The organism is Aurantiacibacter spongiae, from assembly GCF_003815535.1.
Lineage (GTDB): Bacteria > Pseudomonadota > Alphaproteobacteria > Sphingomonadales > Sphingomonadaceae > Alteraurantiacibacter > Alteraurantiacibacter spongiae.
On record NZ_RPFZ01000001.1, the window covers coordinates 2,517,465 to 2,543,054 of the forward strand.

Genomic DNA, 25,590 nt, shown 5'->3' on the forward strand with positions numbered 1-25,590 from the left:
ATCATGCGCCTCTCAATCCGACATTCGACTACCTACCGCTTCCGCGAACCCGTGAGTCACGGGATCCAGCGCCTGAGGCTGACGCCGAAGGAGACGCAGGGGCAGGAAATCATCGACTGGCAGATGGAGTATGACGGCGCGAGCGAGGAACTGACCTACGACGATCAGAACTTCAACACCGTCTCGCTGGTGTCGGTGGACGAGGGCGCGACGCAGGTGAAGGTGACATGCCACGGCACCGTTCACACCGAGGACAATGCCGGCGTCATCGGCAGCCACGCTGGGCACCTGCCGCTGTGGGCCTTTCTCAGCCAGACGCCGCTCACCGAACCGGGGCCGAAGATCAAGGCGCTGATCGCCAAGGTCGAACGCAGCGAGGAAGGCATGGTGGAGACGCTCCACAACCTGTCCAACGTGATCCGCGAGAACGTTACCTACATGACCGGCACGACGCGCGTCACCACGACCGGGGAGGAAGCGGCGGCGGATCAGTGCGGCGTGTGCCAGGATCATGCGCACATCTTCATCGCGGCGGCCCGCAGTCTAGACATTCCGGCACGCTACGTGTCGGGGTACCTGATGATGAACGACAGGGTCGAACAGGAAGCCACGCACGCCTGGGCGGAAGCCTACGTGCAGGGTCTCGGCTGGGTCGGCTTCGACATCTCCAACGGTATCAGCCCCGATCCCCGCTACGTGCGCGTCGCGACGGGGCGCGACTACCGCGACGCTGCGCCGGTGACGGGGATAAGCTTCGGCGCGATGACCGAAGACCTGACCGTCGATCTTGCGGTCGAGCAGCAAATAGCCGAACAGTGATCGCGCGCGGCAGCGCGACGCGGCCACGGCTGAACGGGAATCCGGCATGACCTATTGCGTGGGAATGGTGCTCGAAAAGGGCCTCGTCCTGATGAGCGACACCCGCACCAATTCGGGCGTCGACAATATCTCCGTGTTTCGCAAGATGTTTCACTGGCGGGTGCCGGGTGAACGGATCATCTCGGTGATGACCGCCGGCAACCTCGCTACCACGCAGGCCGTCATCAGCCGGCTCGAGGAACGCACGAAGGCGCCCGAGGACAGGCAGAACAGCCTGCTCGGCCTGCCCACGATGTTCCAGGTCGCGTCCGAAACCGGCAAGCTGCTGCGCGAGACGGTGCGCGAGACGCAGGACAACAACGGCTCGCGCGGACGCGGGCGCTTTACCGCCTCGATGATCGTCGCCGGACAGATCGCCGGAATGGAACCGCGCCTGTTCATGATCTATCCGGAAGGCAACTTCATCGAGGCGAGCTTCGACACGCCCTTCTTCCAGATCGGCGAGACGAAATATGGCCGGCCCATCATTCTTCGCGGATACGACCGGGAGATGAGTTTCGAGGATGCGGTGAAGCTGCTGATGGTCAGCTTCGATTCCACGCTGAAAGCGAACCTTTCGGTGGGCCTGCCGCTCGACCTGATGGTCATCGCCCGCGACCAGTTCGAGCCGACCCACGCGCGCCGGATCGAGCAGACCGATCCCTATTTCGATGCGATCTCCAGCAGCTGGAGCGACGCGCTGCGAGCGGCCTTCCATTCGCTGCCCGATTACAGCTTCTACCAGCCGCACGAGGATGCCGAATAGGTAATCCCTTCTACGGAATCGCCGGGGCGAGCCGGGCAGGCAGAATCTTGTAGCCGGCGAACGGCGAGATCGCTCCATTCTGGATAGAAACCATCCCCCGCTGCGCGACGGCTCGGCGCGTCGGCCTGCGCGCTATACGTCCACATCCGCATTGCTACGGAATGGCGATTGCGCGCTTTCCCGGCATTACACGGCATATGGAACAGCGCATCACGATACACATCGTCGGCGGCAACAGTCGCTCCCGGGCCGAACAGTCGCGGCTCGTCCTGTCGATGGGGCACCATGCGGAAGTGTATTCCGACCTCGTCGAACTGATCGACAGACCGCCGCGCTCCGGGGTCATCATCGCTTCGCAGGACATCCTCGCCGATGGCATATCCGCATTGCTGAACGAGCTTGCCGACGCCGGCATATGGGTACCCCTGGTGGCGGCGAAAACCGATCCGGGCGTGGACGAGGTGGTCGAGGCGATCCAGGCCGGCGCGCTCGATTTTCTCGAACTGCCCCTTACCGAGAGCGAGGTGCGGCGCATGGTCGCCCACGTCTACACCGATGCCGGCCGGCACGCCGAGACGCGCCGCCGCCTTATCGACGCGCGACGCCGGATCGACGCCTTGAGCAAGCGGGAGCGCGAAGTGCTCGACCTGCTGAGCGAGGGATGCAGCAACAAGGCCATCGCCCGCACCTTGCAGATCAGCCCGCGAACGGTCGAAATCCACCGGGCGAACATGATGGGAAAGCTGGATGCGCACCACGCCGCCGAGGCCGTGCGCCTGCGGCTCGAGGCCGATCTGGAGGAAGTGACGGTGCCGGCGGAGGGTTAGGCGCGCACGCTTTTCGCCACCGCGTCGAGCACCCCGTTCACGAACTTGGCCTCCCTGCTGTCGAAAAAAGCGTGAGCGACGTCGACATATTCGCTGATCGCGGTTCCCACGGGCACGTCCTGCCGGGCCAGCAGTTCGTAAGCGCCGCAGCGCAGGATTTGCAGCATCGTTTTGTCGAGCCGAGCCAGGGTCCACCCCTCGGCCAGCCGCGCGATCAGCAGGGTGTCGATTTCCACCTGCCGCGCCACCACGCCGGACACGACATCGTCGAAGAATTCGACCTCGGCATCGGCGTACTGCGCGTCTTCGATCTCCTGCCCCAGCCGGTGCTGGTGGAACTCGTCGAGCAGACGGGCGAGCGCGGTCTTCTCCATATGCCGCTGGTAGAGCGCCTGCACGGCGGCAAGCCGCGCGGCGGAACGAGCTTGCGAGCGCTTGGGTCGGTCGGACCGGTCGGTCATCACAGGCGTACCTTCACGCTGGCGGCGTGGGCGGGCAGCCCTTCCATGTCCGCAAGGGCGGTCGCGGCGGGGCCGATTTCGGCGAGGCTTCCCGCGTCGAGGGAAATGAAGCTGGTTCGCTTCATGAAATCGAGCACCGACAGCCCGCTGGCGAACCGCGCGCGCCGCCCGGTGGGCAGGACGTGGTTCGGCCCGGCGATGTAGTCGCCCACCGCTTCGGGCGTATGGCGGCCGAGGAACACGCTGCCCGCGTGCCTGATCTTCGCGAACATCGCGTCGGGATCGTCCACGGCCAGTTCGACATGCTCTGCGGCCAGGCGGTTTGCGAGGGCGGGGGCGTCCTGCTCCAGATCGTTCACGACGATGACGACGCCGTGGTCTTCCCAGCTCCTGAGCGCCGTGCGCTGCGTTTCGATCTGCGCCCCGAGCACGTCGATCGCGTCCTCCACCGCATCGGCGAAACCGGCATCGTCGGTAATGAGGATGCTCTGGGCGAGCGGATCGTGCTCGGCCTGGCTCATCAGGTCGGCGGCGATCCAGTCCGGGTCGGATCGCGCATCGGAAATGACGAGAATCTCGCTCGGCCCGGCGACCATGTCGATCCCGACCACGCCGTAAAGCTGACGCTTGGCTTCCGCGACGTAGGCGTTGCCGGGGCCGGTGACGACGTCCACCGCGCGAATGCGGTCGGTGCCGTAGGCGAGCGCGGCGATCGCCTGCGCGCCGCCGATCCGCCAGATCTCGTCCACCTCGCACACATGCGCGGCCGCCAGCACCAGATCGTTCATCATGCCGCGTGGCGTGGGGGTCGTAACCACCAGTCGCCCGACGCCCGCGACCTTTGCCGGAATGGCGTTCATCAGGAGGCTGGAGGGATAGGAAGCGCGTCCGCCCGGGACGTACAGGCCCGCCGCGTCGACCGCGCTCCAGCGCGATCCCAGCCGGACATTCGCGGCATCGCGCCAGTCGGAATTCTTCGGCAGCTGCCTTTCGTGAAAGGCGCGAATGCGATCTGCCGCCAGTTCGAGCGCGTCCCTGGTCGGCTGGTCGAGGAAATCGTAGGCGGCCTTGCACTGGTCCTTGCCGATGCGCCAGCTCGCCAGATCCGCGGTCAGCGGATGCTTGTCGTAGCGCATGGTTAGCTCGCGAAGCGCATCGTCGCCGCCCGTCTGCACCTGCTGGATGATCTCGCGCACGTCGTGATCGATATTGGGGTCGCTCTCGCGCCGGTCGTTCACGATGCGGGTGAAGCGGCGCTCGAAATCGTCCTGGTCGAGGATGAGGCGTTGCATCAGGCTGCTTTCCTGTTTTCGGCGACGGCGCGGAACCGGTCCACGAGATCGGCGACGCGCCGATCGGTCTTCAACGCGGCGCGGTTCACGATGAGGCGCGCGCTCACCTGCATGATGACCTCGGTTTCCACAAGGCCGTTCGACCGGAGCGTCTGCCCGGTCGAGACGAGATCGACGATCCGGCCGGCCAGGCCGCTCGACGGGGCCAGTTCCATCGCCCCGTTCAGCTTGACGCATTCGGCCTGGATACCGCGCTCCTCGAAGAAACGGCTGGTGAGGGCGGGGTATTTGGTCGCCACCCGCAGATGGCTCGGATTGCCGTACTTGTATTCGACCGGCTGCCTCGGTTCCGCCACGGAAAGGCGGCACGCCCCTATGCCCAGATCGACCGGGGCGTAAAGTTCTGGGTAATCGAATTCCTCGATCACGTCCGATCCCACGATCCCCGCCTGCGCCGCGCCGAAGGCGACGAAGGTGGCGACGTCGAAGGCGCGCACGCGGATGATGTGCGCCGCATCGTCGGTCGTCGAAAAACTCAGCGAGCGGTCGAGCTTGTCGTAGAAGGCACTTTCCGGCACGAGGCCGGCGCGTTCCATGACCGGCAGCGCCTCGTCGAGGATGCGGCCCTTGGGAACAGCGAAGATGAGCGGCCCGAAACGGCTCTGCGCGTCTTGGGTTGATGATGGTGAGGCCATGTCCTGCGCGCGATAGGGCGATGGCGAGAAAAGGGCAATGCGAATGGCCGAAGGCGAAACCAGGGCTGGCGACACGGCGATGGGTATCACGAGCGTGCCCGCGGCGATCCGCTGGCAGGCCGACCATGCCGAGGCGAACGGTGCGCCCGCCAATGCGCGGATCATCCGTGCGTTGCTGGCGATCCTCGAAACGGACACGGCCACGGGTCGCCGGATGGCGAACTGGCAGGGCCTGAGCCTTGAGGATGCGATGCCGCTGCGCGTTGCGAGCGGGTTGCACTACCTCTACCTGACCGATGCGGAACCGCGGCTGGGCGATGTCTATCAGGGACTGATGACAGATCAGCCGGTGATCGACGAACTGGTGGCAGAAACCGCGCGCAGCTTCGACACCATCCTGCTCCCCTGGCTCGACACGCCCCCGCAGACCAACGAGGCCGGCCGGTCCGCGGCGATCATGGCCGGATTGTTGTGGCTGTCCGAACGGCTGGGTCCGCAATTCGCGCTGAACGAGATCGGGGCGAGTGCGGGCATCAACACCATGATGGGGCGGTTCCACTTCGACCTCGGCGGCGTGAACGTCGGGCCGAGCCTTTCGTCTATCGCGATCGCGCCGCAATGGCGCGGCGAAGCCCCGCCCGAGGCGCCTGTCCGGATCGTCGGCGCGAAGGGATGCGATACGCGGCCCCTCGACCTGACCGATCCCGAACGCGCCCTGCGGCTCAAATCCTATATCTGGCCCGACGCGCGCGAACGCATGGTGCGCATGGACCGCGCCATCGCGATGGCGGAAAAGATGCCGCCCGAAATCGTCCGGCAGGATGCCGGCGACTTCGTCGACCAGATGCTGGCCGCGCCGCAGGACGAAGGCGTCACCCGCGTGCTGTTCCATACGGTGATGTGGCAATATCTTCCGCGCGAAACGCGTGACCGGATCACGCAGGCGATGGAAACCGCCGGAAAGGACGCCGGCGCAGACAGACCGCTGGCCTGGCTGGCGCTGGAAACCAACCGCGATACGCTGACTCAGGAATTGCGCGTGCGATACTGGCCGGGGGGCGGGGACGCGCGCCTTCTGGCGACGGCGCATCCGCATGGCGAATGGGTCGAGTGGCTGGCCTAGCCGAGAAACGCGTCGAGCGCGGCGTTCACCGCATCGGGGGCTTCCCAAGGCACGAAATGGCCGCTGCCCTCGATGCGGGTCACGGTGAGGTCGGTCACGTGCTCGCCCAGCCGCTCGATATTCGCCGGTAGCAGCGCTTCGTCGTCCATTCCCCAGACGACGAGGGTGGGGATCGCGATGGTCGGAAAGTTCGGCGCCGATCCTTCGGGCGCGGCGAGCGGTTCCCGCGTTTCCGGCACGTGGATTCCGCTGGCGCGGTACCAGTTGAGCATCGCGAAGGCGCGCTCGGGATCGCTCCATTGTTCGACCTGGAGAGCCTGTTCCTCCGGATCGTTTTGCGCACGGCCTTCCCAGCTGATGGCCCTGGCCAGCAATCCGCCCAGCCCGTGTTCGCGCACGAGGGCATCGTTCGCGGGATCGCGGAAAGCCCGGATGTACTGACTGGCGGCGCGCTGCTCGCGATTTTCCAGCAGCAGGCGTCCGAATACGACCGGATGCGGCGCGTTGGCGATGACCAGTCGTTCGACATGGCCGGTTGCCTGTCCGTAGGCCGCGACCAGCCACGCGATCGCACCGCCCCAATCATGCCCGAGCACGGTGTAGCGACCCAGTTCCAGCGCCTCGGCCAGTGCGGCAATGTCCTGCGCCAGCAGCGCGGGCTCGTAATGCTCGACACCTTCGGGCCGCGACGAAGCGCCGTAGCCGCGCTGGTCGGGGGCGATACAGCGGAAGCGATCGTTCAGATGCTCGATCTGATAACGCCAGGTTCGATGGTTTTCGGGAAAGCCGTGCAGGAAGACGAGCGCCGGCGCGTCGCGAGGGCCGCTATCCCAGACGTCGAGCGTGATGCCGTTGGCAAGCCTGACGGGGACAAGTTCGGTCATGGCCGTGCGACACCCAGCAATTCTATCGTGAACAGCAATGTCGCCCCGCCCGGAATGGGGCCGCGTCCCTCCGGCCCGTAGGCGAGGTCCATCGGCACCGCGATTTCCGCCGTATCGCCAACGCCCATATAGGGAATGGCGATCTGCCAGCCGGGCACCAGTCGGCCTAGCGGAAATTCGACCGGATCGCCGCCCTCGTTACTGTCGAACACCTGGCCGTCGGGAAAGCTGCCGGTGTAGTTCACCGTCACGATATCCTCGACCGTGGGCGCAGGTCCGGTGCCGTCGCCGGCGACGCGGCGAAACTTGACCCCGCCCTCGAGCGTGGACCAGCCTTGTGCGGCGGTGCGCGAATGGAGCGCCGCCTGCTGGGCATTGTGCCAGGCGAGGGTTCCCGGTTCGGCCGGGACAAGCGTCTCCTGGGCGATAACCGGTGCCGACATGATCGTGGCGATGACGAGGGCGAGGGCGGAAAATGCGCGTTTCATGGCCGGGCAGATAGCGCGGTCGTCGTGCCGCGTCATCCACGATCGCGCGTATCTATGGATAACTGACCGTCTTGGGTTCGCCATCGGGCAGGGGAATACGCTCTTCCTCGTCGCCGGGAACCGTCGGGAAGCGCCGTTCGCGCCAGTCCTCCTTCGCCTGCTCGATCCGGTCGCGGTCGGAACTGACGAAGTTCCACCAGACGTGACGCCGGGTTGAAAACGCCTCCCCGCCCAGAAGCACCGCCCGTGCGCCGCCTTGCGAGGTCAGCGTCATGGCCTCGCCCGGCTTGAGCAGGACGAGATCGTAAAGCGCGATGCCTTCTCCATCCACCGCTGCGTCGCCGCCGGTCAGCATCACGGCGCGTTCGTCCGCTTCGGCGTCCAGGGGGATGGAACCGCCCGCCTCCAGCGCGATATCGGCGTAGATCGTCTCGGCATAGGTCGTGGTCGGTGCGCGTTCGCCCCACAATTCGCCCATGATGACCGTTGCGCTCGCGCCGTCTCCGGCGATGGCAGGCAGGTTGCTCACCGCCTCGAACGCGGGGTCGATATCCTCCCGCCCGTCGGGCAGGGCGAGCCACGTCTGCATCCCGTATAGCCCCGCTCCGCCTTCGCGCTCGGCCTGCGGGCTGCGCTCGGAATGAACGATCCCGCGGCCCGCCGTCATCAAATTGACCGTTCCCGGGCGAATGGTGGAAAAGGTGCCGAGGCTGTCGCGGTGCTCGATGGCGCCGGCATGGTCGCCCGAGAACAGCCAGGTGACGGTTGCGAGATTGATGTGCGGATGCGGGCGCACGTCCATTCCGTCGCCCTGGTCGAGCCGCGCCGGTCCGAACTCGTCGACGAACACGAACGGCCCGACCATGCGCCGCTTCGGACTGGGAAGGGCGCGCCGCACGGTAAAGCTGCCCAGGTCGTGACTGACGGGGGTGACGGTCTGCATGATACCCATGGTTCGGCCCTATTGCTCGTCCAGCTCGTCGTAATGACGGAAGATGCCGTTCTCGTTGAACTCTATCCGGTGTTCGGAGGCAAGGTAGTCGGCGAGCGGCTCGATTTCGGGGACCATCGCCTGCACGCCTTCGAGGTGCGGCCAGCTCCCCTGCATCGACTTCATGTAGTTGGGAAAGGCGTAGTCGAGGCCTTCCATGATATGGAACAGGCTGGTGTCGACATGAGTCCATTGCTGGCCCAGCACGAATAGACCGCCGCTCGATGCGACGGCATTGTCGAAATGGATGAGGTATTTGGGAATGCGGTTGGCGCGGAAATCGTGCGCCTTTTCGTATGCGGCTTCCATCTGGTCGGCGTAGTACTGGCCGGAAGCGACGGGATGGTGCGTCGAATGCACCTCTTCCACGAAGTCGGCGATATCGATCTGCAACTGGAACAGGCCGAGATCGACCTCCATTTCGCCCGATCCCAGGCCTTCCTTGTCGGACAGGTATTGCAGGATGAGCGCGGTCTGGCCGATGCAGATGTCGCCATCCACGATATAGGGCGGGGCGAACGGGCGGATGCCTTCCATCGCGTGCATGTGCTCGACCAGCGCGTCCGCGTCCTGTTCGCGCGCCATGTCCTCATACGCGATCTCGCCCGCCTCGCAGAACAGGCGGACGAATTCACCGCGGCCGGGGATCTGCGGCCAGTACCACAGCTGAACGCTCATGCCGCTTCTCCCGGCGCGCGGGCCTTGATGGCGAGGGCATGGACGCGCTGGCCGGGAATGTCGCCGAGCGCGCGGTTTACCATGCGCTGTCGCTCCAGCCGGCTTTTTCCGGCGAAGCGCTCACTCTCCACGATGACCGTGAAATGCGATTCCCCGCTGCCGTCGTCGCCCGCATGGCCGAGGTGGTTCGCGGTGTCGTTCACGACCTCCATGTGAGTGGGACTGAACGCCCGTTCCAGGCGATCCTCGATCTCTGTCTGTACTGATCCTGTCATACGTCTTGCCAATGGGGGGTTTTCAGGAAGGTTCCGCTTCCCCATCCTATAGCCGATGCGGCGCGAGCGATTTCACGGACGGTTCGAAGACACGGGGCGCGAATGCGAGCATCCGCTGTGCGACGAACCCGGAGAATTCCGCGCGCCCGGCACGCGCGGCAATTCCTTTGACGGTCCGGGTGAATGGCGCTGGTTCTGCCTCGACCATGTCCGCGAGTTCAACGCCGGATACGACTGGTTCGACGGAATGAGCGCCGACGAGATCCTCGCCGCGCAGGCTCCGGGCGCGGGATGGGGCAACGAGACGCGCGCCTTCGCCAGCACCGGTGCGGACGGAATGCCGCGCTGGACCGATTTTTCCGATCCGCTCGATGCGATCAACGAACGGGCGGAAGGCATAAGGCGGCAGGCCGGCGGGCGGCACCGAGAATACAGCCGCTTCACCCCGCGCGAACGCGATGCGCTCAACGTCATGGGGCTGGGGCCGAAAGCGGATCGTTCGCAATTGCGCCGCCGCTATTCGGAACTGGTGCGCCGCTATCACCCCGACCGCAATGGCGGGGATCGCAGCCGCGAAGGGCATTTGCAGCGCGTTGTCGAGGCCTACCAGCTGCTTCGCCGCGCGGACGCCTTCGCCTAGGAGCGGTAGGGCTTCTGCCGGAACGCCCAGCGCAGCGTCGATCCCAGACCACGCGTGACCAGACGGGAAGGGATGGCCGACAGGCCGGGCCTCTCCAGCCCCAGCATCGTGCGCGCAAACGGCGGCACCAGCTCCACCGCCGCATCGGCGAGGAAGGGCTGAATGGCAGCGAACTGCCCCTCGGGGCGCTGGCGCACGATCAGGTCGGCCACTTCGCGCGCCTGCGGCCCGGCGGCCAGGTCCGAACGCATCTGCCGGAAGATCGCCCGCGCCTCGCCCCGGGTTTCCGGCACCGGATCGCAGCCCAGCTTGCGTGCGACGAGGGCGAACTGACGGAAATATTCGTCCTGTTCCGCCATCGGCATGTCGGGTTGAACATGGGTCAGCCAGGCTTCGAGAAACATCGTCGCCTCGGTCACGTGGACCCAGGCGAGCGTTCGCGGGTCGCGCGCCGAATAGGGCGTGCCGTCGGGCAGCGTCCCCGTCACGTATTCGTGGATCCGATTCACGCGGGCGATGGCCTTTTCCGCTTCGTCCCGGTGCCCGTAGGTCGTCACCGCGATGAAGCGCGCCGTGCGTCGCAACCGGCCGTGCATGTCGGCGCGGAAATCCGAATGGTCGAGCACGCCGCGCAGCGCGTGCGGATGAAGCATCTGTAACAAGAGCGCCGCCATGCCGCCGACCATCATGCTGACGACGTCGGCATGGACCATGCGGATGGGTGTATCCTTCGCGAAGAACGCCTCGTCGGACGGGAGAACCGGGGCTTCCCCCCTGGCAGTGTCGTTGAAGGTCGCCCGCACCCGCCCGACGACGGCACCGCGAAGCAGATCGACAGGGTTGGGCAGCGGTTCGGCCATGCTCCCTATCTAGGTCGTCCGCATGGCAATACGAGGGGGGCGTCAGTCCTGCGCGCCGTCCATCGAAGCCCGGTAGGCCGGGCGTTCCGCCAACCGCCGCTCGTACGCGGCAAACGAGTCTCGCTGCGGGATCGTTTCGAACCGGAGGCCCCAGCCGACCTGCGAGCCGACATAGACATCGGCCATGGTGAAGCGCTCCCCGCAGACATGGGGATGGGCGGTCAGCCAGTCGTCGAGCGCGTCGATAGTACGGTCGTAATCGCCGTACCCCATCATCATGGTGCGCTCGGGCGGCACGTCCCACCCCATCGCCCTGTTCGTCACCGCCGCCTCCATCGGACCGGCGGCAAAGAACAGCCAGCGGAAATACGCGGCCTTCTCCTCGGCCCGGGGCAGCAGGTCGGGCGCTTCCATTTCGGCGAGGTAATGGCACACCGCCGCCGTTTCCGTCACGACGTGATCGTGGTCGGAGTGATGGTGGACGATCGTCGGCAGCTTGCCCATGGGGTTCGCTTCCAGCAGCGCGGCGGGCTTGTCTTCCCATTCGACATGGATGATCTCGGGTTCGACGCCCGCCTCGTGGAAAGCCCAACTGGCGATCTGCGCGCGGCTCATCGGATTGTGGAAGAAGGTATATTTTGCCATCGTTCGCCCTTTCGCGTCCGGTTTGCCTAATGAAGGCGCGGGCCGACAAGGCCGAAGGTCGCGCCGTGCGGATCGATGCAGACTGCGCTGAATGCGCCCCCGGGTATCTCGTCCGGGCCGTGCGCCACGGTGCCGCCGCCCGCGTTCACGGCCGATGCGGCGCGGTCGATATCGTCGACGCCGAAGGAGTAGGTCCAGCCCAGCCGGGGCATTGAAGGGGGCGTGTTCATCACAGCACCGATCATCCGGTCGCCGCCATCGCTGCGGCAAATCATGCGATAGTCCATCGCGCTGTCGCCGGTTGCCCCGGTGTCGATGTTCCAGCCGACCACCGCGCCGTAGAAGGTCTTCGCCGCGTCGGGATCGGGGGTCATCAGTTCGTACCGGATGAGGCTGCCGGTCTTGCCGGCCATCGTCAAACTCCCTCGTTGAGCGAACGCGCTTTCTCCGCGTGGGCGAAATGATCGAGCTGATCGCGATGCGCCCGTGCGAATGCCGGCCGGCCGGTGACGCGGGCAACATAGTCGCGGGTCGCGGGCCTGTCCCCTCGCCCTCGCAGAGCCGGGATGCGCAGCACGTCCGCCATGAGCAGGTCGGCGGCGGTAAAACGACCGGCGGCGAGCCACTCCCTGTCCTTCAGGACGCGCTCCATCGCGGCGAGCCGCTGATCCACGAGATCGTCGAGCGGATTGGTTTCCGGCCGGGAAAGGCCGATGAACCACCAGGGCATCGTCACGACCTCCACCGAATTGAGCGCCGCGAAGATCCAGGAGATCGCGGTTGCCCGCCCCTGGGGGTCACCCGGCAGAAGGCGGTCGCAGTCCCGGGCGATATGCAGCAGGCAGGCGCCGCTCTCGAACATGCGAACGTCGCCGTCCTCGATGAAGGGCACCTGTCCGAAGGGTTGGTCGCCGAGGTGATTGGTCGCGCGGTGTTCGAAACCGACGCCCGCGATCCGGTAAGCGCGCCCCGCCTCCTCGCATGCCCAGCGCAGCCGCAGGTCGCGTACGTAGCCGCGCGGGCCTTCGGGCACCCAGTCGAGCGTATGGATGACGAGGGGGCCGGCCACCGGTCAGGCTTCTGCCGAGAAGATTGTCTCGAACCCGCCATAGATCATGCGTGTCCCGTCGAACGGCATGGCGAGTGTCTGCCAGCGTTCGTCGGTCTGCATGCTCGCTTCGCAGGCATCGCTGGTTGCCTTGTCGGGCCAGACGACCCAGCTGAAGACGACGCTCTCGCCGTCTCGCAGATCGACCGCGCGGCGCAGATCGGTGCGCTTGCCCTCGGGCACGTTGACGCCCCAGTTCTCCATCATGGCGAGCGCACCGTAATCCTTGAACATCGGCCAGGCGGCCCTGGCGGAGGCGAGATATTCGTCCCTGTTCGCGTCCTCGACAGGGGTCACGAAGGCGCTCACATATGTCATGCCGCATTCTCCATCGCCGATGCGTCCATCCACACGGTTTCCCAGACATGGCCGTCCGGATCCTCGATCGCGCCGCCATACATGATTGTCCGATCCTCGACCGGACGCGGCTCGCGCCCGCCGGCTCCTCGGGCGGCGGCGTGGAAGCCATCAACCGCCTCGCGGCTGTCGAACGAGACGCACAGCAGCACGCCGCTGGTCGTGGCGGCATCGATGATCGCCTTGTCGGTGAACGTGCGGTAGAATTCATGCGTGAGCAGCATGACGCAGATCGTGTCGGACCAGACCATCGCCGACGCCTGATCATTCGAGAATTGCGGGTTCTTCCCGAACCCCAGCGCGGCGTAGAACGCGGTTGATCGGGCAAGGTCACAGACGGGCAGGTTCACGAAGATCGACTTCGGCATCGCGGCTTCCTCTCACCCGTCGGCGACTCGCCATTTGCAATGCCTGCGCCCGCCCATTACAAAAAGCAACGATGAAGTTACGGAAGGAAACCGCAAATCCGGATGCGTCTGCCGGCGCACTGCACGGACGCTGGTACCGCGATGCATGCGGAACCGCTTTCGCCCTGGAAGTCATCGGCGAACGCTGGTCGCTTCTCGTGGTACGGGAACTGATGCTGGGCGCATTGCGCTTTTCCGACATTCGCGCCGGACTGCCCTCGATCAGCGCCAAGGTGCTGACCGAACGGCTTGCCGGTCTCGAGCGGGCGGGCGTGCTGCGGCGGCGCAGGCTCGATCCGCCCGTGGCGGTGCAGGTCTACGAGCTGACCGAATGGGGCTATCTCGCCGAACCGCTGATACAGGAACTGGGGCGGTGGGCGGCCCGCTCGCCGCTGCACGATCCGACCCTGCCGCTCTCGCCGGTCGCCTTCATGCTCTCGCTCAGGACGATGCTGGACGATCATGCATCGCTCGACTGCGATATCGGGTTCGTGATCGCCGGACAGACCTTCCGGGCGCGGCTGGCGGGGGGCGACATGCCGGTGACGCGCGAACCGGTCGACGGCGCCGGCGCGGTGTTCCGCGCGCCCGACGCCGCGCTGCTGGCGGCCCGCTTCTATGGCGACGTTCCGCCGCGCGCATTGCCTGGTCTCGTCATCGAGGGCGACGTTGATCTCGCGCAACGTTTCGTCGGCCTGTTCGCCCTTCCGCCTAAGGCCGGATGACCCCGGTGACGCGAATACCGTGTTGCGGTGCGATGGTGGCACCGCTAGGCACCGGGCCCATATGAACGACATGACCAGCACCGAAAAAGGCGGCACCGCGATGGCCGCGCCCGACACCACGCTCGACGTGCGCGAGACGTTCGGGATCGACATCGACATGACAGTCCCGGCGTTCAGCAAGGCGGACGAGCGGGTGCCCGATACCGACGAGGCCTACGTCTTCGATCCGGATACCACGCTCGCGATACTCGCCGGCTTCGCGCACAATCGCCGGGTGATGGTGCAGGGTTATCACGGCACCGGCAAATCCACGCATATCGAGCAGGTGGCGGCGCGGCTCAACTGGCCGACGATCCGCATCAACCTGGACGCGCATATCAGCCGGATCGACCTGGTCGGGCGCGATGCCATCGTGCTGCGCGACGGGTTGCAGGTGACGGAGTTCCGCGAAGGTCTGCTGCCCTGGGCGTTGCAGCATCCGGTGGCGCTGGTTTTCGACGAATACGATGCCGGCCGGCCCGACGTGATGTTCGTCATCCAGCGCGTGCTGGAACAGGCGGGCAAGCTGACCCTGCTGGATCAGAACCGGGTGATCCGCCCCGATCCGCATTTCCGCCTGTTCGCGACGGCCAATACGGTCGGCCTGGGCGATACCAGCGGCCTTTACCACGGCACGCAGGCGATCAACCAGGGGCAGATGGACCGCTGGAACATCGTCGTCGGCCTCAACTACCTCCCGGCGGAGACGGAGCGTACCATAGTCGGCGCCAAGACCACGCTGGACGACAAGCTGGTTGCCGACATGATCCGCGTTGCCGACATGTCGCGGCAGGGCTTCATGAACGGCGACATCTCCACCGTGATGAGCCCGCGCACGGTCATCACCTGGGCGCAGAACACGGAGATCCTGGGCGACGCCGGCTTTGCCTTCCGCCTGTCCTTCCTCAACAAGTGCGACGAGGCGGAGCGGATGCTGGTGGCCGAATATTATCAGCGCGTGTTCGGTGCCGAACTGCCCGAAAGCGTCGTCTCGCGCGCCTGACGAGCTGCCGAACACCACCGACGAGCGGCTTTGCGCCGGCCTGCGCCGCGTGTAATAACACGCCCGTTCCGCCATTCCTCCGGCCTGTCGCAGATGACCCGTTACGCTCCCGTTCAGCCCGCTTCGGTCAACCACTCGCCAATAGTGTGTTGTTGTGCTAATACGGTAGTGTGAGCGAGATGTGGCGCAACCCTTTCCGTTCCCGCCGAGACGAGGGGGATGACTGGCAGGACCGGTGGGACAAGCGCTATGGCGGCCCCGCCTGGGATCGGAATTCCGCGCTGGAGGATGCGCCCTGGACGCCGCTCCACGACCTCGACCGGGCCGATACCGGATACGGCACCCGTGACGATTTTCGGGGGAGCACCGGGACGCCCCCCGATGCTCCCCCGCCGGCCGCCGGCTGGAAACGCTACCTTCCCCGCCGACTGCGCAACCGCGGATGGCTGTGGTGGATCAGCCGGATCGTCGCCGCGCTGATCGCGCTGTTCATCGCGCTGGTGGCCTATCTCGCCATAACCGCGCCGCTCAACAAGTCGCTGCAACCCATCGCGCCGCCCCAGATCACGCTGCTCGCAGCCGACGGCACGCCGATCGCTCGCAACGGCGCGGTGGTCGATGCGCCGGTGAAGGTCGCCGATCTTCCCGACCACGTGATCGAGCCCTTCCTCGCCATCGAGGACCGCCGCTTCTACAGCCATTGGGGTGTCGATCCGCGCGGCATCGCGCGTGCCGCCTTCACCGGAACCGGCGGGGGCAGCACGATCACGCAGCAACTTGCCAAGTTCACCTTCCTCAGCCCCGAACGCACGTTGACGCGCAAGGCCCGCGAGGCGCTGATCGCCTTCTGGCTGGAAGCGTGGCTGACGAAGGACGAGATACTCGAGCGCTATCTCTCCAACGCCTATTTCGGCGACAACATGTATGGCCTGCGCGCGGCAAGCCTGCATTACTTCTACCGCAAGCCCGAAAACCTGAAGCCCGAACAGGCGGCGATGCTGGCGGGGTTGTTGCAGGCGCCCAGCCGGCTCGCCCCGACGACCAATCCCGAAGGCGCTGCGGAACGCATGGCGCTGGTCAAGGGGGCCATGGTCGATGCAGGCTACATCACGCAGGCCGAGGCCGACGCGATGCCGGTCCCCAGGACGGACGTGCGCGAGACGAACGACATCCCCACCGGCACCTATTTCGCCGACTGGGCGCTACCCGAGGCACGCAAGCTGAGCGAGGTCGGCTATTCGCGCCAGACCCTGACGACGACGCTCGATGCGACACTCCAGAACGCGGCGCGCCGGGCGACCGAGAACGCCAGCCTCGGCGGCGCGCAGGTGGCGCTGGTCGCGATGCGCACCAATGGCGAGGTCGTGGCCATGATCGGGGGGAAGGATTACGCGAAAAGCGCCTTCAACCGCGCCACGCAGGCCCGGCGGCAACCGGGCTCGACCTTCAAGCTGTTCGTCTATCTCGCCGCGCTGAGGAACGGTTGGTCGCCTGACGATCGCATATCGAACCAACCGTTCACCGAAGGCTCCTACCGGCCGGAGAACCACGACGGGACATATTCGGAATCGCTGACCCTGCGCGAAGCCTTCGCCAGGTCCAGCAACGTCGCGGCGGTGCGCCTGTTCAACGCGGTCGGCAGCGAGGCGGTGATAGAGACGGCGCACGATCTGGGCGTAACCGCGCCGCTGCCCCAGGGCGATCCCAGCATGGCGCTGGGCACGTCGGGCATGAGCCTGCTGGAGCTGACCGCCGCCTATGCCGGGGTCGCGGGAAACGCCTTCCCGGTGGAACCGCACGCCTTTCCGCAAGCAGAGCCGGGCTGGTTCGACTGGGTATGGGACGGCAGGGATTTGCTCGGCAGCCGCACGCGGGACGCCATGCAGGATCTGCTCTCGACCGCCGTGAACGAGGGAACGGGACGCGCCGCATCTCTCAACGTCGCCAATTACGGCAAGACCGGCACCACGCAGGACAATCGCGACGCGCTGTTCGTCGGCTATGCCGGCGATCTGGTGGTGGGCGTATGGGTCGGCAACGACGACAATTCCCCGCTCGCCGGCAATTCGGGCGGCGGCGCACCGGCGCGCATCTGGCGCGACTTCATGCGCGCCGCCATCGGGGCCAGCGCCGCGCCTTCGCCCGCCACGCCAACGCCGCGCCCGAACCCGAGCGGTCCGGTCCAGCCGCTCGACGTGCCGGAAGTGCAGGACATCCCGCTGGGCGACGGAACCCGCCTCATCATCCGCGACGGAGAGGCGACGATCGTCTCCGACGTCGATGGCGTACCGGTGGAGGCGGGCGTTCGCGACGGCAGCTTCTCGCTCGACGTGGACGAGCAGGAGCTGCGCCGCCGCGCTGCCGAGAGGGCACGCGAGGCGCGCGATGCGGCCCGCCAGCGCCAGCAGGAGGAACGGCAGCGTTACGAGGAGTATCTCGACCGCCAGGCGCGGCAGTTCGAGGAAGCCGAGCCGGCGGGCTGACACGCCTGTGACACGCCTGTCTGGCGCGGGCGCGTGGCGCTATTCCGGTTCGTCCGCTTCGATCCTCTCAGTAGTGTCGCGCCCATACGGGGCCGGCTTCTCGCGAGGCATCAGTTCCACGACGATCACCACGGCCGTCCATACGCCCAGCGTCGCCTGCAAACGCGGCACTGTTGCCGCGACCGCGTCGTCCAGCACCAGCGGCAGCAGCGCGATCATCGCCACTGCCGTGACGCCGTAGCACAGCCGGTAGGGACTGCTGCCGAGATAGAGGATGGTGACCACGATACCCGCGTTGAGGAGCAGCAGGACGATGAAATCCGTGGTCGAAAGCGCGGCCGTGTCCGCCAGCACGAAGCCCAGCACGGCGCCGAACACGATGTTGATACCCGTCACGTTGGCGCGGTATTCGCCCTGCGTCATGCGCAGGGTCATCGGCATCTGCCACCAGCGCGGCGGGCCGCCTGCCCCGCTCATGCCGGCGTCACCAGGTATTTCTCTCCCGTGGCCATGCGGGCGTAGTCCATCATCGCGTCCTTCGTCAGCATCTCGTCGAGGTCGACCCGGGTCTTGAATTCGCTGGCGAAGGTGGTGGTCAGCCCGTCCAGCACCCGCTTGCGCATCCGCATCAGCGTTTCCGGCCCCGCCTTGGCCAGGAACGGGGTGAGCAGGAAGCCCGACACGGTCCAGGCGAAGCCGTAGCTGGGCGTGAGCACGGTCGGTGCCAGTTCCAGCCGGCCGTAGATGTACATCTTCTTCTGCTGGTCGGAGCCGTAGCGGTTGAATTCCTCCATCCGGCTTGCCGCCACGCGCTCCATCGCGCGCAGGCACGTATCGGTGGTGGTGCCGCCGCCGACCGGATCGAAACCGAGATAGGCACCGGTCGCCCGGATCGCGTCGGCGAGCTGCTTTTCGTAATTCCCGGCGCTGCTCAGGACGACGTGGCCGGCGCCCTGTTCGCGCAGCAGATCCGCCTGTTCCGGCCGCCGCACGATGTTGACGAGCCCCATGTCGTCCTCCTGGCAGATGCGGTTGAGCATCTGGCCCAGATTGGACGCGGCGGCGGCGTGGATGATGGCATCGTGCCCCTCGGCCCGCGCGGTCTCGACGAAGGCGAGGGCGGTCATCGGGTTGACGAAGCTCGCCGCGCCCTCGCGCGAGGAATGGTCGCCGAGCGGCAGGCACATGGTCGCATCGGCCAGCGCATAGTCGCCGAAGGAGTGTCCGGGAACGCAGGCGACGCGCTGCCCCATCAGCGCTTGCGCCATCTCGCCATCGCCCGCCGCGATGACCTCGCCGGCACCCTCGTTGCCGACCTTCTGCGGCTTGCCGTGGCGCGCGGACTGGCCTTTCGCCACCTGCGGCGCGACCGGCATCACGACCTTTCCGGCCGAGTAGTCGGCGTTTTCCAGGTCCGCCCCCGTCGTCATCAGGAACAGGTCGGACGGATTGATCGGGGCGGCCTCCATCCGGACGAGCACCTGATTGCCTTTCGGTTCGGGAAACTCCCGCTCCACCAGTTCGAGCGTCATGGTGTTGTCGGCATTCATGGTCGAGACGAGCTGGCGGCCGGTGGTGGTCATGGTGTTTCCTCTCCTGGGTAGATGGCTTTGACGAAATACAGTCCCTGAGGCGGGGCATTGTATCCCAGCGCGGCGCGATCTCCAGCATCCAGCGCTTCGGCAACCTGTTCGCGCCGCCACTGGCCGAGGCCGACCAGCGACAGCGTGCCGACCATGGAGCGCACCTGGTGATGCAGGAAGCTGCGCGCGGCCGTCCTCACGATGATCGCGTCACCTTCGCGGCTGACGTCGAGCCGGTCCAGCGTCTTGATGGGGCTGTCCGACTGGCAATGGACCGAACGGAAGGTGGTGAAATCGTGCCGCCCGACCAGCGCCTGCGCCGCCTCGTGCATGGCCTCGGCATCGAGCGGGCGGGTGACGAGCCAGGCGCGGTCGCGTTCCAGCGTCAGCGGCGCGCGGCGGTTGCGTATACGGTATTCGTAGGCGCGCCCGATGCAGGAAAAGCGCGCGTGCCAGTCGTCCGCCACCACCTCGCAGGCGGTCACAGCAACGGGTTCGGGCCTCAGATGCGCGTTGAGCGCCTCCATCAAACGGAAGGGGGCGATGTCCTTGGCGATATCGGCATGGCTGCGCATCGCCAGTGCATGAACCCCGCTGTCGGTGCGCCCGGCACTGTGCAGCGTCGCGTCTTCGCCGGTGATCCGGTGCAGCGCCTCCTCCACCGATTGCTGCACGCTCGGCCCGTCGCCCTGGCGTTGCAGCCCGAAGAAGGGCGTGCCGTCGAATTCCAGCGTGAAGGCGAAGCGTGTCACCGCAGCACCGTGCCCACCGGCACGGGCTTGCCGCGCAGGAAATCCGCCGCATCCATCGCCGGCCTGCCAGCGCGTTGGAGGCGCAGCGGGCGCAGCGCGGCATTGCCGCAGGCGATGGTCAGCTGATCGTCGAGCACGGTGCCGGGCGCACCGTTCACGCCGACGACACGGGCGCGCAGCATCTTTATCCGTTCCCCGTCCAGCGCGAACCACGATCCGGGGAAGGGGGAAAAAGCGCGCACCTCGCGCTCGAGTTGCAGGGCCGGTGCCTCGAAATCGAGCCGGGCCTCCGTCTTGGCGATCTTGGGCGCGTGCGTGGCCTCGCGCTCCTCCTGCGGCTCGGGGGTCAGCGCGTCCAGATCGCCGAGCGCCTCCACCATCAGCCGCGCCCCCATCCGGGCCAGCTCGTCGTGCAGTTCGCCCGCGGTCTTGTCCTCGATCGGGGTGCTTGCCGACAGCAGCTTCGGCCCGGTATCCAGCCCCGTTTCCATCTGCATGATCGTGATGCCGGTCGTCCGGTCGCCCGCCTGGATCGCGCGCTGGATCGGCGCCGCCCCGCGCCAGCGCGGCAATAGGGAAGCGTGGACGTTGAGGCAGCCATGCGTGGGCGCGGCGAGCACCGCCCGCGGCAGCAGCAGCCCGTAGGCGGCGACCACGGCCACCTCCGCCTCCAGTTCCAGGAAGCGGGCCTGCGCGGCGATATCCTTCAGGCTGGCGGGGAGGCGGACCGCGATGCCCAACTCCTCCGCCCGCGCGTGGACGGGGGAGGGCCGCGCCTTCTTGCCGCGCCCGGCGGGGCGGGGCGGCTGGGTGTAGGCGGCGACGACCCGGTGCCCTGCATCCACCAGCGCGTCGAGCGTCGGCACGGCGAAATCGGGTGTCCCCATGAAGATGATGCGCATTGCCGGCCTTCCTATCGCTCGCCGGCGGCCCTATCTGCGGGATCATGGCATCGCAAGAGATCGAGAACCTCGCCGCCGCGCTGGCGCGCCTGCCCGGCCTCGGCCCGCGTTCGGCGAGGCGCGCGGTGCTGTGGCTGGTGAAGCACCGCGAGACCGCGCTGAGGCAGGTGATAGAGGCACTGGGCACGGTGCAGAGCCGGCTGGTCGAATGCAAGACCTGCGGCAATGTCGACACGCAGAACCCGTGCACGATCTGCGCCGATCCCAAGCGCGACGCGAAAAGCATCTGCGTGGTCGAGGACGTCGCCGACCTGTGGGCGCTCGACCGTGCGCGGCTGTTCACCGGGCGCTATCACGTGCTCGGCGGACGGCTGTCGGCGCTCGACGGCGTGCGGCCCGAGGATCTGGCGATAGACAGTCTGCTCGCCCGCGTCGCGCAGGGCGGGGTGGACGAGGTCGTGCTCGCCATGAACGCCACGCTCGAGGGGCAGACCACCGCGCACTACATCGCCGAGCGGCTGGAGGACCGGCCCGTCCGCATCACGCAGCTTGCCCACGGCCTGCCGGTGGGCGGAGAGCTGGACTACCTCGACGAGGGCACGCTGGCACAGGCGCTACGGGCGCGCAGGCCGCTTTCCTGACATTGAATATTCAGCCGTGCGCGCCTATTGTGGAGAGCATGGCCATACGCGAAATCCTGGAAGCGCCGGACCCCCGGCTGAAGACCGTGTCCGACCCGGTCGAGACCTTCGACGACGATCTGAAGAAGCTCGCCGAGGACATGTTCGAGACGATGTACGATGCCCACGGCATCGGTCTCGCCGCCATCCAGGTGGGCGAACCCGTCCGCCTGCTCGTCATCGACCTGCAGGAGGAAGACCCGGACGCGGAACCGGTGCCGTGCGATCACGATGGTCACGCCCATACCCACCAGCCGGTCATCAACGATCCGCGCGTGTTCGTGAACCCGGAAATCCTCGACCCGAGCGAGGAGATGAAGGCCTATCAGGAAGGCTGCCTTTCGGTCCCCGAGATCTTTGCCGACGTCGATCGTCCGGCCAGGTGCCGCGTGCGCTACCAGGATCTCGACGGCAATCCGCATGAGGAGGAGATGGACGGCATGCTGGCGGTGTGCATCCAGCACGAGATGGATCACCTCAACGGCATCCTGTTCATCGACCACCTCAGCCGCCTGAAGCGCAACATGGCGCTGAAGAAACTGAAGAAGATGCGCGAGGCGGCCTGAGGGCGGGGATAAGGTCCAGGGCTGAACGGGGCCAGGACGCGGCGCCGGAGCCAGGACGCAGGACGGCATGGCGAGAAGCGATGGAAGCTGATCAGCTTCCCGCGCACGGCTTGCGATCTGCAACCTGACGTTCCGCTAGCGACCCCAAGGCGGTCATTCAAATTTGACTGAGTGTTACTCGAAAGCGGTCGATCTGCTTCGTCGTACGCTCGGACGCCTAACTCAATCCAATTGCCGACCTTTTGCCATGGCTATCTTGACCGTGATTAGGACACCACCTGCTATGACGACGAACAAGCCGACCCATGCAAGGGCTGGATGAACTTTAAACGCCAATTCAGCGACCGCCCAGCTTGCGACTATTATTATTGTGAGACAGGCGGCCAAGGTAGCCCACCCTTTTGCATTTACAGGAGCGGCGGAAATCTTTCCGGCTCGACGCGAGTAAACGAACCACGCATCATTTTTTGATTGTTTGGGCTCAGGTTGCATAGAGCACTCTCACGCTGCTGTGCTTCGATCACTTACGGCATTGAGGCGAAAACGATCACCCATATGTGTCCGCCGCAACCGGTTGAGCAGTGAAATCTCAACGGCGCGGCCGACTCGGATTTCGCCTTCGGTTCGAATGTTCGATTTCCGACTTCTTACTCTCAAAGCCGACAGTCGCAAATCCACCTGGTTTCGGTCGTGGTGATACGTCCGCTTTCTAGGTCAAACGCCGATCTCCCCAAACTACCGCCACCAGTACCACCATCCCGCAACGGCCGCCGCAGCCCAAACCGCCAGTACGAACCCACCCCCTGCCAGTGAGCGCGGCGCTGTCCGCTCTCGTGCCTGCTCGCGCAATTCGGCAAGCAGCGGTGCCGGGATCATCCTGCGCACCAGCCAGATGCCCGCCGGTACGATCAGCAGATCGTCCAGCAGGCCCAGCACCGGAATGACATCGGGGATAAGGTCGATGGGCGAGAGCGCGTAGGCCGCGACCACGCCCGCCAGCAGCTTCGCTGCCGTCGGCACGCGCGGGTCACGGGCGGCGAGCCACAGGGCGCCGATCTCGGTCTTGAGGGCGCGGGCCCAGCGGCGAAGCCTGTCCATCACCGCCGGGCCAATCGCCCCGCGACCGGAGCGTGATCAGACAGCGGCGTCGACCATGCCCTGCAGGGCCTTGGTGCAATCTTCCATGCATTCGCGGCACATGCGCTCGCACCGCTTGCAGTGCGCGTTGTCGTGCTTGGCGCATTCTTCCGCGCAGACCTTGCAGGCGATGATGCACGCTTCCAGCAGCGACTTGATGACGACGGTGTTACCATGCGTGCGGCGCGCGGCGACGGTGCTGACCGCCTGGCATATGTCGGAGCAGTCCATGCACTTGCGGATGCATTCGGACATGTCGCCGCTTTCCGCGTTGCAGGCGTCCGCGCAGGAATTGCAGATCGCCGCGCAGTACATCGCGTGCTTAACCGCCTCTGCCAGCTGTTCGTTGTAGTCGGACCCGACGCTGGGGTGTTCGGAAATCATTTCCTTGATCGACATGCATGTTTCTCCTTCTCCCTGACTGACCATCGGGAGCGAAGCATGTTCCGGGCGCGTTTCGCGCCTGGCGGCTCAACCGTCGTCGCTGACGTCTCTCAGGCGGCCGGCCATGCGACGGGCCTTCTCCCGGTCCTCGGTCTCGCAATCCGATCCGGCGAGATCGTCGATCTCGTCCGCCGCCCGTTTCAGCAGACCCTTCAACGCGCGCTTTTCCTGCTCGGCGTTCTTCAGGTCGTGTTCCAGCTTTTCCGTCTGCGATTTGGTATCGTGCGTCATGCGTCCCATCCTGGGCGGCCGCGATGGATGCGGCCCCGTGAACGATCTTTCAAACGCGGTCATATTGCACGGTTCGTCCGCATGTGGAAGAGCCTGGCGTCAGCCTTGCGAAGGACGCCGCGCGCCGTATAGGTTCGCTGTTCGTTCCTCTCGTTCAAGGCACGCGCTTCATGGATCTGCCCGTTCTGTTCGTCGTGATTGGGGTCGCCGTGGTGGCCGGCCTCGCAGGGTACTGGCTCGGCGGCAGGCCCGCCGCCGACTGGCGCGCCCGCCACGCCGAACGCGACGATGCCGCGCGTCAGGCGGACGAGCGGGTGCGCGAACTGGTCCGCGACCTTGCCGAGATGAGCGAGCGTGCGCGCGCGGGGGAAGGGCACCTGGCCGAACTGCGCGAAGCGCGTGAGGCGCGCAGCGCGGCGGAAAACCGGCTCGGCCGGCTGGAGAGCGAGACCGCCGCCCGCGAAAGGGCGTTCGAGGAGCGGCTGGCGGAAAAGGAACGGCAGCTCGAACGCGAACTGGCGCGCCTTGCCGCCGCAGAGGACAAGATGCAGGCCAAGTTCAACGAGATCGGCGAGAAGCTGCTGACCGGGGCGCAAAGCAAGTTCCTGGAGGGCGCGCAGACCCGCTTGGAAACGCTCAACAAGGAAAGCCTCGCCGCGCTGGAGAAGAAGGTCGGCCCGGTCGGCGAGACGATGGAGCGCTATCGCAAGCGGGTGGAGGAGCTGGAGAAGAACCGGGTCAACGATTTCCAGCAATTGCACGGCGTCATCAGCGAGGTGCGCGCCGGGCAGGAGCGGGTGGTGGAAGGTGCCAACCGCATCACCACCACGCTGCGCGGGGCGACCAAGGCGCGGGGCGACTGGGGCGAGTTGCAGCTGGCGAACCTGCTGGAAAGCTGCGGTCTGTACGATCGGGCGGACTTCGATTTCCAGGTCAACGTCAAGGATGAGAGCGGCGCCAATCTGCGCCCCGATGCCGTCATCAACATTCCCGGCGGCAAGTGCATGGTGGTGGACGTGAAGAACGTCTTCAACACCTACGCCCGGGCGAACGAGGCGGAAAGCGAGGAGGAGCGGGGCGAACTGCTGCGCACCCATGCGCGCGAACTGCGCGGCCATATCGACGACCTGGCCGGCAAGCGATATCAGGATCATGTCCCCGGCTCGGCCGATTTCGTGGTGCTGTTCGTGCCGGGCGAACACGTCCTCTACGCCGCGCTGACGCAGGATCACGCGCTGCTCGGTTATGCGTTGAAGAAAAACATCGTCCTCGCCAGTCCGCTCAACTTCATGTCCATCGCCCTGACCGTCAGCACGGTGTGGCGACAGGCCGGAATGCAGGCCGATGCGGAGGAGATCGCGCGGCTTGGCAAGGAGATGTACGATCGGCTGGGCGTCGTCGCCGGCCATCTCTCGCAGCTGCGCAAGAGCCTTGCCTCCACCAACCAGCATTTCGACAGGCTGGTGGGATCGTTCGATTCCAACCTGCGCCGTACGGGGGAGCGGTTCGAGGAACTGTCGGTCGATACCTCGGCCAAGGAACTGCTCGAGGCGACCCCGCTCAACAGCGCGCCGCGGCGTCTGACCAATTTCCCCGATTCCGATGGTCAGGACGGGGCGGAGCGTGTAGCGGAACCGGTATCGGGCCTGCCGGTTGAGAGCGGCGGGGGCGAGGAGGATCGATAAGACGA

Annotated in this window: 32 protein-coding genes; 11 read left to right on the top strand and 21 right to left on the bottom strand. The window is 66.2% G+C overall.

Annotation, left to right across the window (positions count from 1 at the left end):
- Positions 1 to 3 precede the first annotated feature (3 nt).
- From EG799_RS12260 to EG799_RS12270, 3 genes are all read left to right on the top strand, one after another.
- Positions 4 to 819, top strand: a complete 816-nt coding sequence (locus EG799_RS12260; RefSeq protein ID WP_123881648.1) for a transglutaminase family protein — start codon at positions 4 to 6, stop codon at positions 817 to 819.
- Between the two features lie 46 nt (positions 820 to 865).
- The gene (locus EG799_RS12265) at positions 866 to 1,624 is read left to right on the top strand and encodes a proteasome-type protease (RefSeq protein ID WP_123881651.1); all 759 of its coding nucleotides are present in this window, start codon (positions 866 to 868) and stop codon (positions 1,622 to 1,624) included.
- Between the two features lie 197 nt (positions 1,625 to 1,821).
- Entirely contained in the window at positions 1,822 to 2,451 is a 630-nt protein-coding gene (locus EG799_RS12270) for a response regulator transcription factor (RefSeq protein ID WP_123881654.1), read from the top strand.
- Here the strand turns inward: EG799_RS12270 and nusB are convergent.
- The 3 genes from nusB to hisG are packed head-to-tail and all read right to left on the bottom strand — an operon-like array spanning position 2,448 to position 4,899.
- Positions 2,448 to 2,912, bottom strand: coding sequence for a transcription antitermination factor NusB (gene nusB, locus EG799_RS12275; protein WP_123881656.1), 465 nt, complete (start codon positions 2,910 to 2,912; stop codon positions 2,448 to 2,450). The genes EG799_RS12270 and nusB overlap by 4 nt on opposite strands.
- A complete protein-coding gene (gene hisD, locus EG799_RS12280) occupies positions 2,912 to 4,207 on the bottom strand; it encodes a histidinol dehydrogenase (RefSeq protein ID WP_407641236.1) in 1,296 nt (431 codons plus the stop codon). The genes nusB and hisD overlap by 1 nt, the downstream gene beginning before the upstream one ends.
- Entirely contained in the window at positions 4,204 to 4,899 is a 696-nt protein-coding gene (gene hisG / locus EG799_RS12285) for an ATP phosphoribosyltransferase (RefSeq protein ID WP_123881662.1), read from the bottom strand. The genes hisD and hisG overlap by 4 nt, the downstream gene beginning before the upstream one ends.
- A 43-nt stretch (positions 4,900 to 4,942) precedes the next feature.
- Here hisG and EG799_RS12290 point away from each other — a divergent pair, with 43 nt between their 5' ends.
- A complete protein-coding gene (locus EG799_RS12290; RefSeq protein ID WP_234029149.1) occupies positions 4,943 to 6,022 on the top strand; it encodes a DUF2332 domain-containing protein in 1,080 nt (359 codons plus the stop codon).
- Here the strand turns inward: EG799_RS12290 and EG799_RS12295 are convergent.
- From EG799_RS12295 to EG799_RS12315, 5 genes are read right to left on the bottom strand one after another with little or no spacing between them, the layout of a single operon-like run.
- A complete protein-coding gene (locus tag EG799_RS12295; protein WP_123881665.1) occupies positions 6,019 to 6,906 on the bottom strand; it encodes an alpha/beta fold hydrolase in 888 nt (295 codons plus the stop codon). The genes EG799_RS12290 and EG799_RS12295 overlap by 4 nt on opposite strands.
- The gene (locus EG799_RS12300) at positions 6,903 to 7,394 is read right to left on the bottom strand and encodes an FKBP-type peptidyl-prolyl cis-trans isomerase (protein WP_123881668.1); all 492 of its coding nucleotides are present in this window, start codon (positions 7,392 to 7,394) and stop codon (positions 6,903 to 6,905) included. Before EG799_RS12300 ends, EG799_RS12295 begins: the two co-directional genes overlap by 4 nt.
- 52 nt (positions 7,395 to 7,446) lie before the next feature.
- Positions 7,447 to 8,346, bottom strand: a complete 900-nt coding sequence (locus EG799_RS12305) for a pirin family protein (protein WP_123881671.1) — start codon at positions 8,344 to 8,346, stop codon at positions 7,447 to 7,449.
- Positions 8,347 to 8,355: 9 nt separating this feature from the next.
- Positions 8,356 to 9,063: a glutathione S-transferase gene (locus EG799_RS12310; protein ID WP_123881673.1), complete on the bottom strand. Its 708-nt coding sequence runs from the start codon at positions 9,061 to 9,063 to the stop codon at positions 8,356 to 8,358.
- Positions 9,060 to 9,338 carry a BolA family protein gene (locus EG799_RS12315; protein ID WP_123881676.1) on the bottom strand — a complete coding sequence of 93 codons (279 nt, stop codon included), beginning with the start codon at positions 9,336 to 9,338 and terminating at the stop codon, positions 9,060 to 9,062. The genes EG799_RS12310 and EG799_RS12315 overlap by 4 nt, the downstream gene beginning before the upstream one ends.
- A 55-nt stretch (positions 9,339 to 9,393) precedes the next feature.
- On the opposite strand from EG799_RS12315, the gene EG799_RS12320 reads away from it, so the two are divergent.
- Positions 9,394 to 9,978: a J domain-containing protein gene (locus EG799_RS12320; RefSeq protein WP_123881679.1), complete on the top strand. Its 585-nt coding sequence runs from the start codon at positions 9,394 to 9,396 to the stop codon at positions 9,976 to 9,978.
- Here the strand turns inward: EG799_RS12320 and EG799_RS12325 are convergent.
- The 6 genes from EG799_RS12325 to EG799_RS12350 are packed head-to-tail and all read right to left on the bottom strand — an operon-like array spanning position 9,975 to position 13,316.
- Positions 9,975 to 10,838 (bottom strand): oxygenase MpaB family protein, encoded by an 864-nt coding sequence (locus tag EG799_RS12325; RefSeq protein WP_123881682.1) that lies wholly within the window; start codon positions 10,836 to 10,838, stop codon positions 9,975 to 9,977. The genes EG799_RS12320 and EG799_RS12325 overlap by 4 nt on opposite strands.
- 42 nt (positions 10,839 to 10,880) lie before the next feature.
- Entirely contained in the window at positions 10,881 to 11,483 is a 603-nt protein-coding gene (locus EG799_RS12330) for a glutathione S-transferase family protein (protein ID WP_123881685.1), read from the bottom strand.
- Between the two features lie 26 nt (positions 11,484 to 11,509).
- Positions 11,510 to 11,896 (bottom strand): VOC family protein, encoded by a 387-nt coding sequence (locus EG799_RS12335; RefSeq protein ID WP_123881689.1) that lies wholly within the window; start codon positions 11,894 to 11,896, stop codon positions 11,510 to 11,512.
- 2 nt (positions 11,897 to 11,898) lie between these two features.
- A complete protein-coding gene (locus tag EG799_RS12340) occupies positions 11,899 to 12,552 on the bottom strand; it encodes a glutathione S-transferase family protein (RefSeq protein WP_123881692.1) in 654 nt (217 codons plus the stop codon).
- A 3-nt stretch (positions 12,553 to 12,555) separates the two neighbouring features.
- Positions 12,556 to 12,909: a DUF1428 domain-containing protein gene (locus EG799_RS12345; protein ID WP_123881695.1), complete on the bottom strand. Its 354-nt coding sequence runs from the start codon at positions 12,907 to 12,909 to the stop codon at positions 12,556 to 12,558.
- On the bottom strand, positions 12,906 to 13,316 hold the full coding sequence (locus EG799_RS12350; RefSeq protein WP_123881698.1) for a VOC family protein: 411 nt from the start codon (positions 13,314 to 13,316) through the stop codon (positions 12,906 to 12,908). Before EG799_RS12350 ends, EG799_RS12345 begins: the two co-directional genes overlap by 4 nt.
- Positions 13,317 to 13,387: 71 nt before the next feature.
- Between EG799_RS12350 and EG799_RS12355 the strand changes: the two genes are divergently transcribed.
- The 3 genes from EG799_RS12355 to EG799_RS12365 all read left to right on the top strand — a co-directional run bounded on the left by EG799_RS12355 (position 13,388) and on the right by EG799_RS12365 (position 17,605).
- Positions 13,388 to 14,080 (top strand): winged helix-turn-helix transcriptional regulator, encoded by a 693-nt coding sequence (locus tag EG799_RS12355; protein WP_123881701.1) that lies wholly within the window; start codon positions 13,388 to 13,390, stop codon positions 14,078 to 14,080.
- A gap of 61 nt (positions 14,081 to 14,141) precedes the next feature.
- Positions 14,142 to 15,122: a cobaltochelatase subunit CobS gene (cobS, locus tag EG799_RS12360; RefSeq protein ID WP_123881704.1), complete on the top strand. Its 981-nt coding sequence runs from the start codon at positions 14,142 to 14,144 to the stop codon at positions 15,120 to 15,122.
- A gap of 179 nt (positions 15,123 to 15,301) precedes the next feature.
- Entirely contained in the window at positions 15,302 to 17,605 is a 2,304-nt protein-coding gene (locus tag EG799_RS12365) for a transglycosylase domain-containing protein (RefSeq protein WP_123883117.1), read from the top strand.
- A gap of 39 nt (positions 17,606 to 17,644) precedes the next feature.
- Here EG799_RS12365 and EG799_RS12370 read toward each other — a convergent pair whose 3' ends face one another.
- The 4 genes from EG799_RS12370 to fmt are packed head-to-tail and all read right to left on the bottom strand — an operon-like array spanning position 17,645 to position 20,842.
- Complete coding sequence (locus tag EG799_RS12370) at positions 17,645 to 18,082, bottom strand: hypothetical protein (RefSeq protein WP_123881707.1); 438 nt, start codon at positions 18,080 to 18,082, stop codon at positions 17,645 to 17,647.
- A complete protein-coding gene (locus EG799_RS12375) occupies positions 18,079 to 19,188 on the bottom strand; it encodes an alcohol dehydrogenase catalytic domain-containing protein (protein WP_123881710.1) in 1,110 nt (369 codons plus the stop codon). Before EG799_RS12375 ends, EG799_RS12370 begins: the two co-directional genes overlap by 4 nt.
- A complete protein-coding gene (truA, locus tag EG799_RS12380) occupies positions 19,185 to 19,940 on the bottom strand; it encodes a tRNA pseudouridine(38-40) synthase TruA (RefSeq protein WP_123881713.1) in 756 nt (251 codons plus the stop codon). Before truA ends, EG799_RS12375 begins: the two co-directional genes overlap by 4 nt.
- The gene (fmt, locus tag EG799_RS12385; RefSeq protein WP_123881716.1) at positions 19,937 to 20,842 is read right to left on the bottom strand and encodes a methionyl-tRNA formyltransferase; all 906 of its coding nucleotides are present in this window, start codon (positions 20,840 to 20,842) and stop codon (positions 19,937 to 19,939) included. The genes truA and fmt overlap by 4 nt, the downstream gene beginning before the upstream one ends.
- A gap of 44 nt (positions 20,843 to 20,886) precedes the next feature.
- Between fmt and recR the strand changes: the two genes are divergently transcribed.
- Positions 20,887 to 21,483: a recombination mediator RecR gene (gene recR, locus EG799_RS12390; protein WP_123881719.1), complete on the top strand. Its 597-nt coding sequence runs from the start codon at positions 20,887 to 20,889 to the stop codon at positions 21,481 to 21,483.
- A gap of 38 nt (positions 21,484 to 21,521) precedes the next feature.
- Positions 21,522 to 22,088 (top strand): peptide deformylase, encoded by a 567-nt coding sequence (def, locus tag EG799_RS12395; protein ID WP_123881722.1) that lies wholly within the window; start codon positions 21,522 to 21,524, stop codon positions 22,086 to 22,088.
- Between the two features lie 735 nt (positions 22,089 to 22,823).
- Here the strand turns inward: def and EG799_RS12400 are convergent.
- The 3 genes from EG799_RS12400 to EG799_RS12410 all read right to left on the bottom strand — a co-directional run bounded on the left by EG799_RS12400 (position 22,824) and on the right by EG799_RS12410 (position 23,900).
- Complete coding sequence (locus EG799_RS12400) at positions 22,824 to 23,186, bottom strand: YkvA family protein (RefSeq protein ID WP_123881725.1); 363 nt, start codon at positions 23,184 to 23,186, stop codon at positions 22,824 to 22,826.
- Positions 23,187 to 23,222: 36 nt separating this feature from the next.
- A complete protein-coding gene (locus EG799_RS12405; protein ID WP_123881728.1) occupies positions 23,223 to 23,624 on the bottom strand; it encodes a four-helix bundle copper-binding protein in 402 nt (133 codons plus the stop codon).
- 72 nt (positions 23,625 to 23,696) lie between these two features.
- A complete protein-coding gene (locus EG799_RS12410) occupies positions 23,697 to 23,900 on the bottom strand; it encodes a hypothetical protein (RefSeq protein WP_123881731.1) in 204 nt (67 codons plus the stop codon).
- A gap of 170 nt (positions 23,901 to 24,070) precedes the next feature.
- Here EG799_RS12410 and rmuC point away from each other — a divergent pair, with 170 nt between their 5' ends.
- On the top strand, positions 24,071 to 25,585 hold the full coding sequence (gene rmuC, locus EG799_RS12415) for a DNA recombination protein RmuC (protein WP_123881734.1): 1,515 nt from the start codon (positions 24,071 to 24,073) through the stop codon (positions 25,583 to 25,585).
- The last annotated feature ends 5 nt before the right edge of the window (positions 25,586 to 25,590 follow it).

What these genes read in the sequence shown, in the direction of transcription:
- hisG (WP_123881662.1), bottom strand. Translation starts at nt 4,899, where the DNA reads ATGGCCTCACCATCATCAACCCAAGACGCGCAGAGCCGTTTCGGGCCG.
- EG799_RS12295 (WP_123881665.1), bottom strand. Translation starts at nt 6,906, where the DNA reads ATGACCGAACTTGTCCCCGTCAGGCTTGCCAACGGCATCACGCTCGAC.
- EG799_RS12270 (WP_123881654.1), top strand. Translation starts at nt 1,822, where the DNA reads ATGGAACAGCGCATCACGATACACATCGTCGGCGGCAACAGTCGCTCC.
- EG799_RS12405 (WP_123881728.1), bottom strand. Translation starts at nt 23,624, where the DNA reads ATGTCGATCAAGGAAATGATTTCCGAACACCCCAGCGTCGGGTCCGAC.
- cobS (WP_123881704.1), top strand. Translation starts at nt 14,142, where the DNA reads ATGAACGACATGACCAGCACCGAAAAAGGCGGCACCGCGATGGCCGCG.
- EG799_RS12410 (WP_123881731.1), bottom strand. Translation starts at nt 23,900, where the DNA reads ATGACGCACGATACCAAATCGCAGACGGAAAAGCTGGAACACGACCTG.
- EG799_RS12325 (WP_123881682.1), bottom strand. Translation starts at nt 10,838, where the DNA reads ATGGCCGAACCGCTGCCCAACCCTGTCGATCTGCTTCGCGGTGCCGTC.
- EG799_RS12370 (WP_123881707.1), bottom strand. Translation starts at nt 18,082, where the DNA reads ATGAGCGGGGCAGGCGGCCCGCCGCGCTGGTGGCAGATGCCGATGACC.
- EG799_RS12290 (WP_234029149.1), top strand. Translation starts at nt 4,943, where the DNA reads ATGGCCGAAGGCGAAACCAGGGCTGGCGACACGGCGATGGGTATCACG.
- EG799_RS12260 (WP_123881648.1), top strand. Translation starts at nt 4, where the DNA reads ATGCGCCTCTCAATCCGACATTCGACTACCTACCGCTTCCGCGAACCC.
- EG799_RS12365 (WP_123883117.1), top strand. Translation starts at nt 15,302, where the DNA reads ATGTGGCGCAACCCTTTCCGTTCCCGCCGAGACGAGGGGGATGACTGG.
- EG799_RS12320 (WP_123881679.1), top strand. Translation starts at nt 9,394, where the DNA reads ATGCGGCGCGAGCGATTTCACGGACGGTTCGAAGACACGGGGCGCGAA.
- EG799_RS12400 (WP_123881725.1), bottom strand. Translation starts at nt 23,186, where the DNA reads ATGGACAGGCTTCGCCGCTGGGCCCGCGCCCTCAAGACCGAGATCGGC.
- EG799_RS12335 (WP_123881689.1), bottom strand. Translation starts at nt 11,896, where the DNA reads ATGGCCGGCAAGACCGGCAGCCTCATCCGGTACGAACTGATGACCCCC.
- EG799_RS12375 (WP_123881710.1), bottom strand. Translation starts at nt 19,188, where the DNA reads ATGACCACCACCGGCCGCCAGCTCGTCTCGACCATGAATGCCGACAAC.
- EG799_RS12345 (WP_123881695.1), bottom strand. Translation starts at nt 12,909, where the DNA reads ATGACATATGTGAGCGCCTTCGTGACCCCTGTCGAGGACGCGAACAGG.
- fmt (WP_123881716.1), bottom strand. Translation starts at nt 20,842, where the DNA reads ATGCGCATCATCTTCATGGGGACACCCGATTTCGCCGTGCCGACGCTC.
- def (WP_123881722.1), top strand. Translation starts at nt 21,522, where the DNA reads ATGGCCATACGCGAAATCCTGGAAGCGCCGGACCCCCGGCTGAAGACC.
- nusB (WP_123881656.1), bottom strand. Translation starts at nt 2,912, where the DNA reads ATGACCGACCGGTCCGACCGACCCAAGCGCTCGCAAGCTCGTTCCGCC.
- EG799_RS12305 (WP_123881671.1), bottom strand. Translation starts at nt 8,346, where the DNA reads ATGGGTATCATGCAGACCGTCACCCCCGTCAGTCACGACCTGGGCAGC.
- recR (WP_123881719.1), top strand. Translation starts at nt 20,887, where the DNA reads ATGGCATCGCAAGAGATCGAGAACCTCGCCGCCGCGCTGGCGCGCCTG.
- EG799_RS12315 (WP_123881676.1), bottom strand. Translation starts at nt 9,338, where the DNA reads ATGACAGGATCAGTACAGACAGAGATCGAGGATCGCCTGGAACGGGCG.
- EG799_RS12265 (WP_123881651.1), top strand. Translation starts at nt 866, where the DNA reads ATGACCTATTGCGTGGGAATGGTGCTCGAAAAGGGCCTCGTCCTGATG.
- EG799_RS12330 (WP_123881685.1), bottom strand. Translation starts at nt 11,483, where the DNA reads ATGGCAAAATATACCTTCTTCCACAATCCGATGAGCCGCGCGCAGATC.
- EG799_RS12310 (WP_123881673.1), bottom strand. Translation starts at nt 9,063, where the DNA reads ATGAGCGTTCAGCTGTGGTACTGGCCGCAGATCCCCGGCCGCGGTGAA.
- EG799_RS12300 (WP_123881668.1), bottom strand. Translation starts at nt 7,394, where the DNA reads ATGAAACGCGCATTTTCCGCCCTCGCCCTCGTCATCGCCACGATCATG.
- EG799_RS12355 (WP_123881701.1), top strand. Translation starts at nt 13,388, where the DNA reads ATGAAGTTACGGAAGGAAACCGCAAATCCGGATGCGTCTGCCGGCGCA.
- EG799_RS12350 (WP_123881698.1), bottom strand. Translation starts at nt 13,316, where the DNA reads ATGCCGAAGTCGATCTTCGTGAACCTGCCCGTCTGTGACCTTGCCCGA.
- rmuC (WP_123881734.1), top strand. Translation starts at nt 24,071, where the DNA reads ATGGATCTGCCCGTTCTGTTCGTCGTGATTGGGGTCGCCGTGGTGGCC.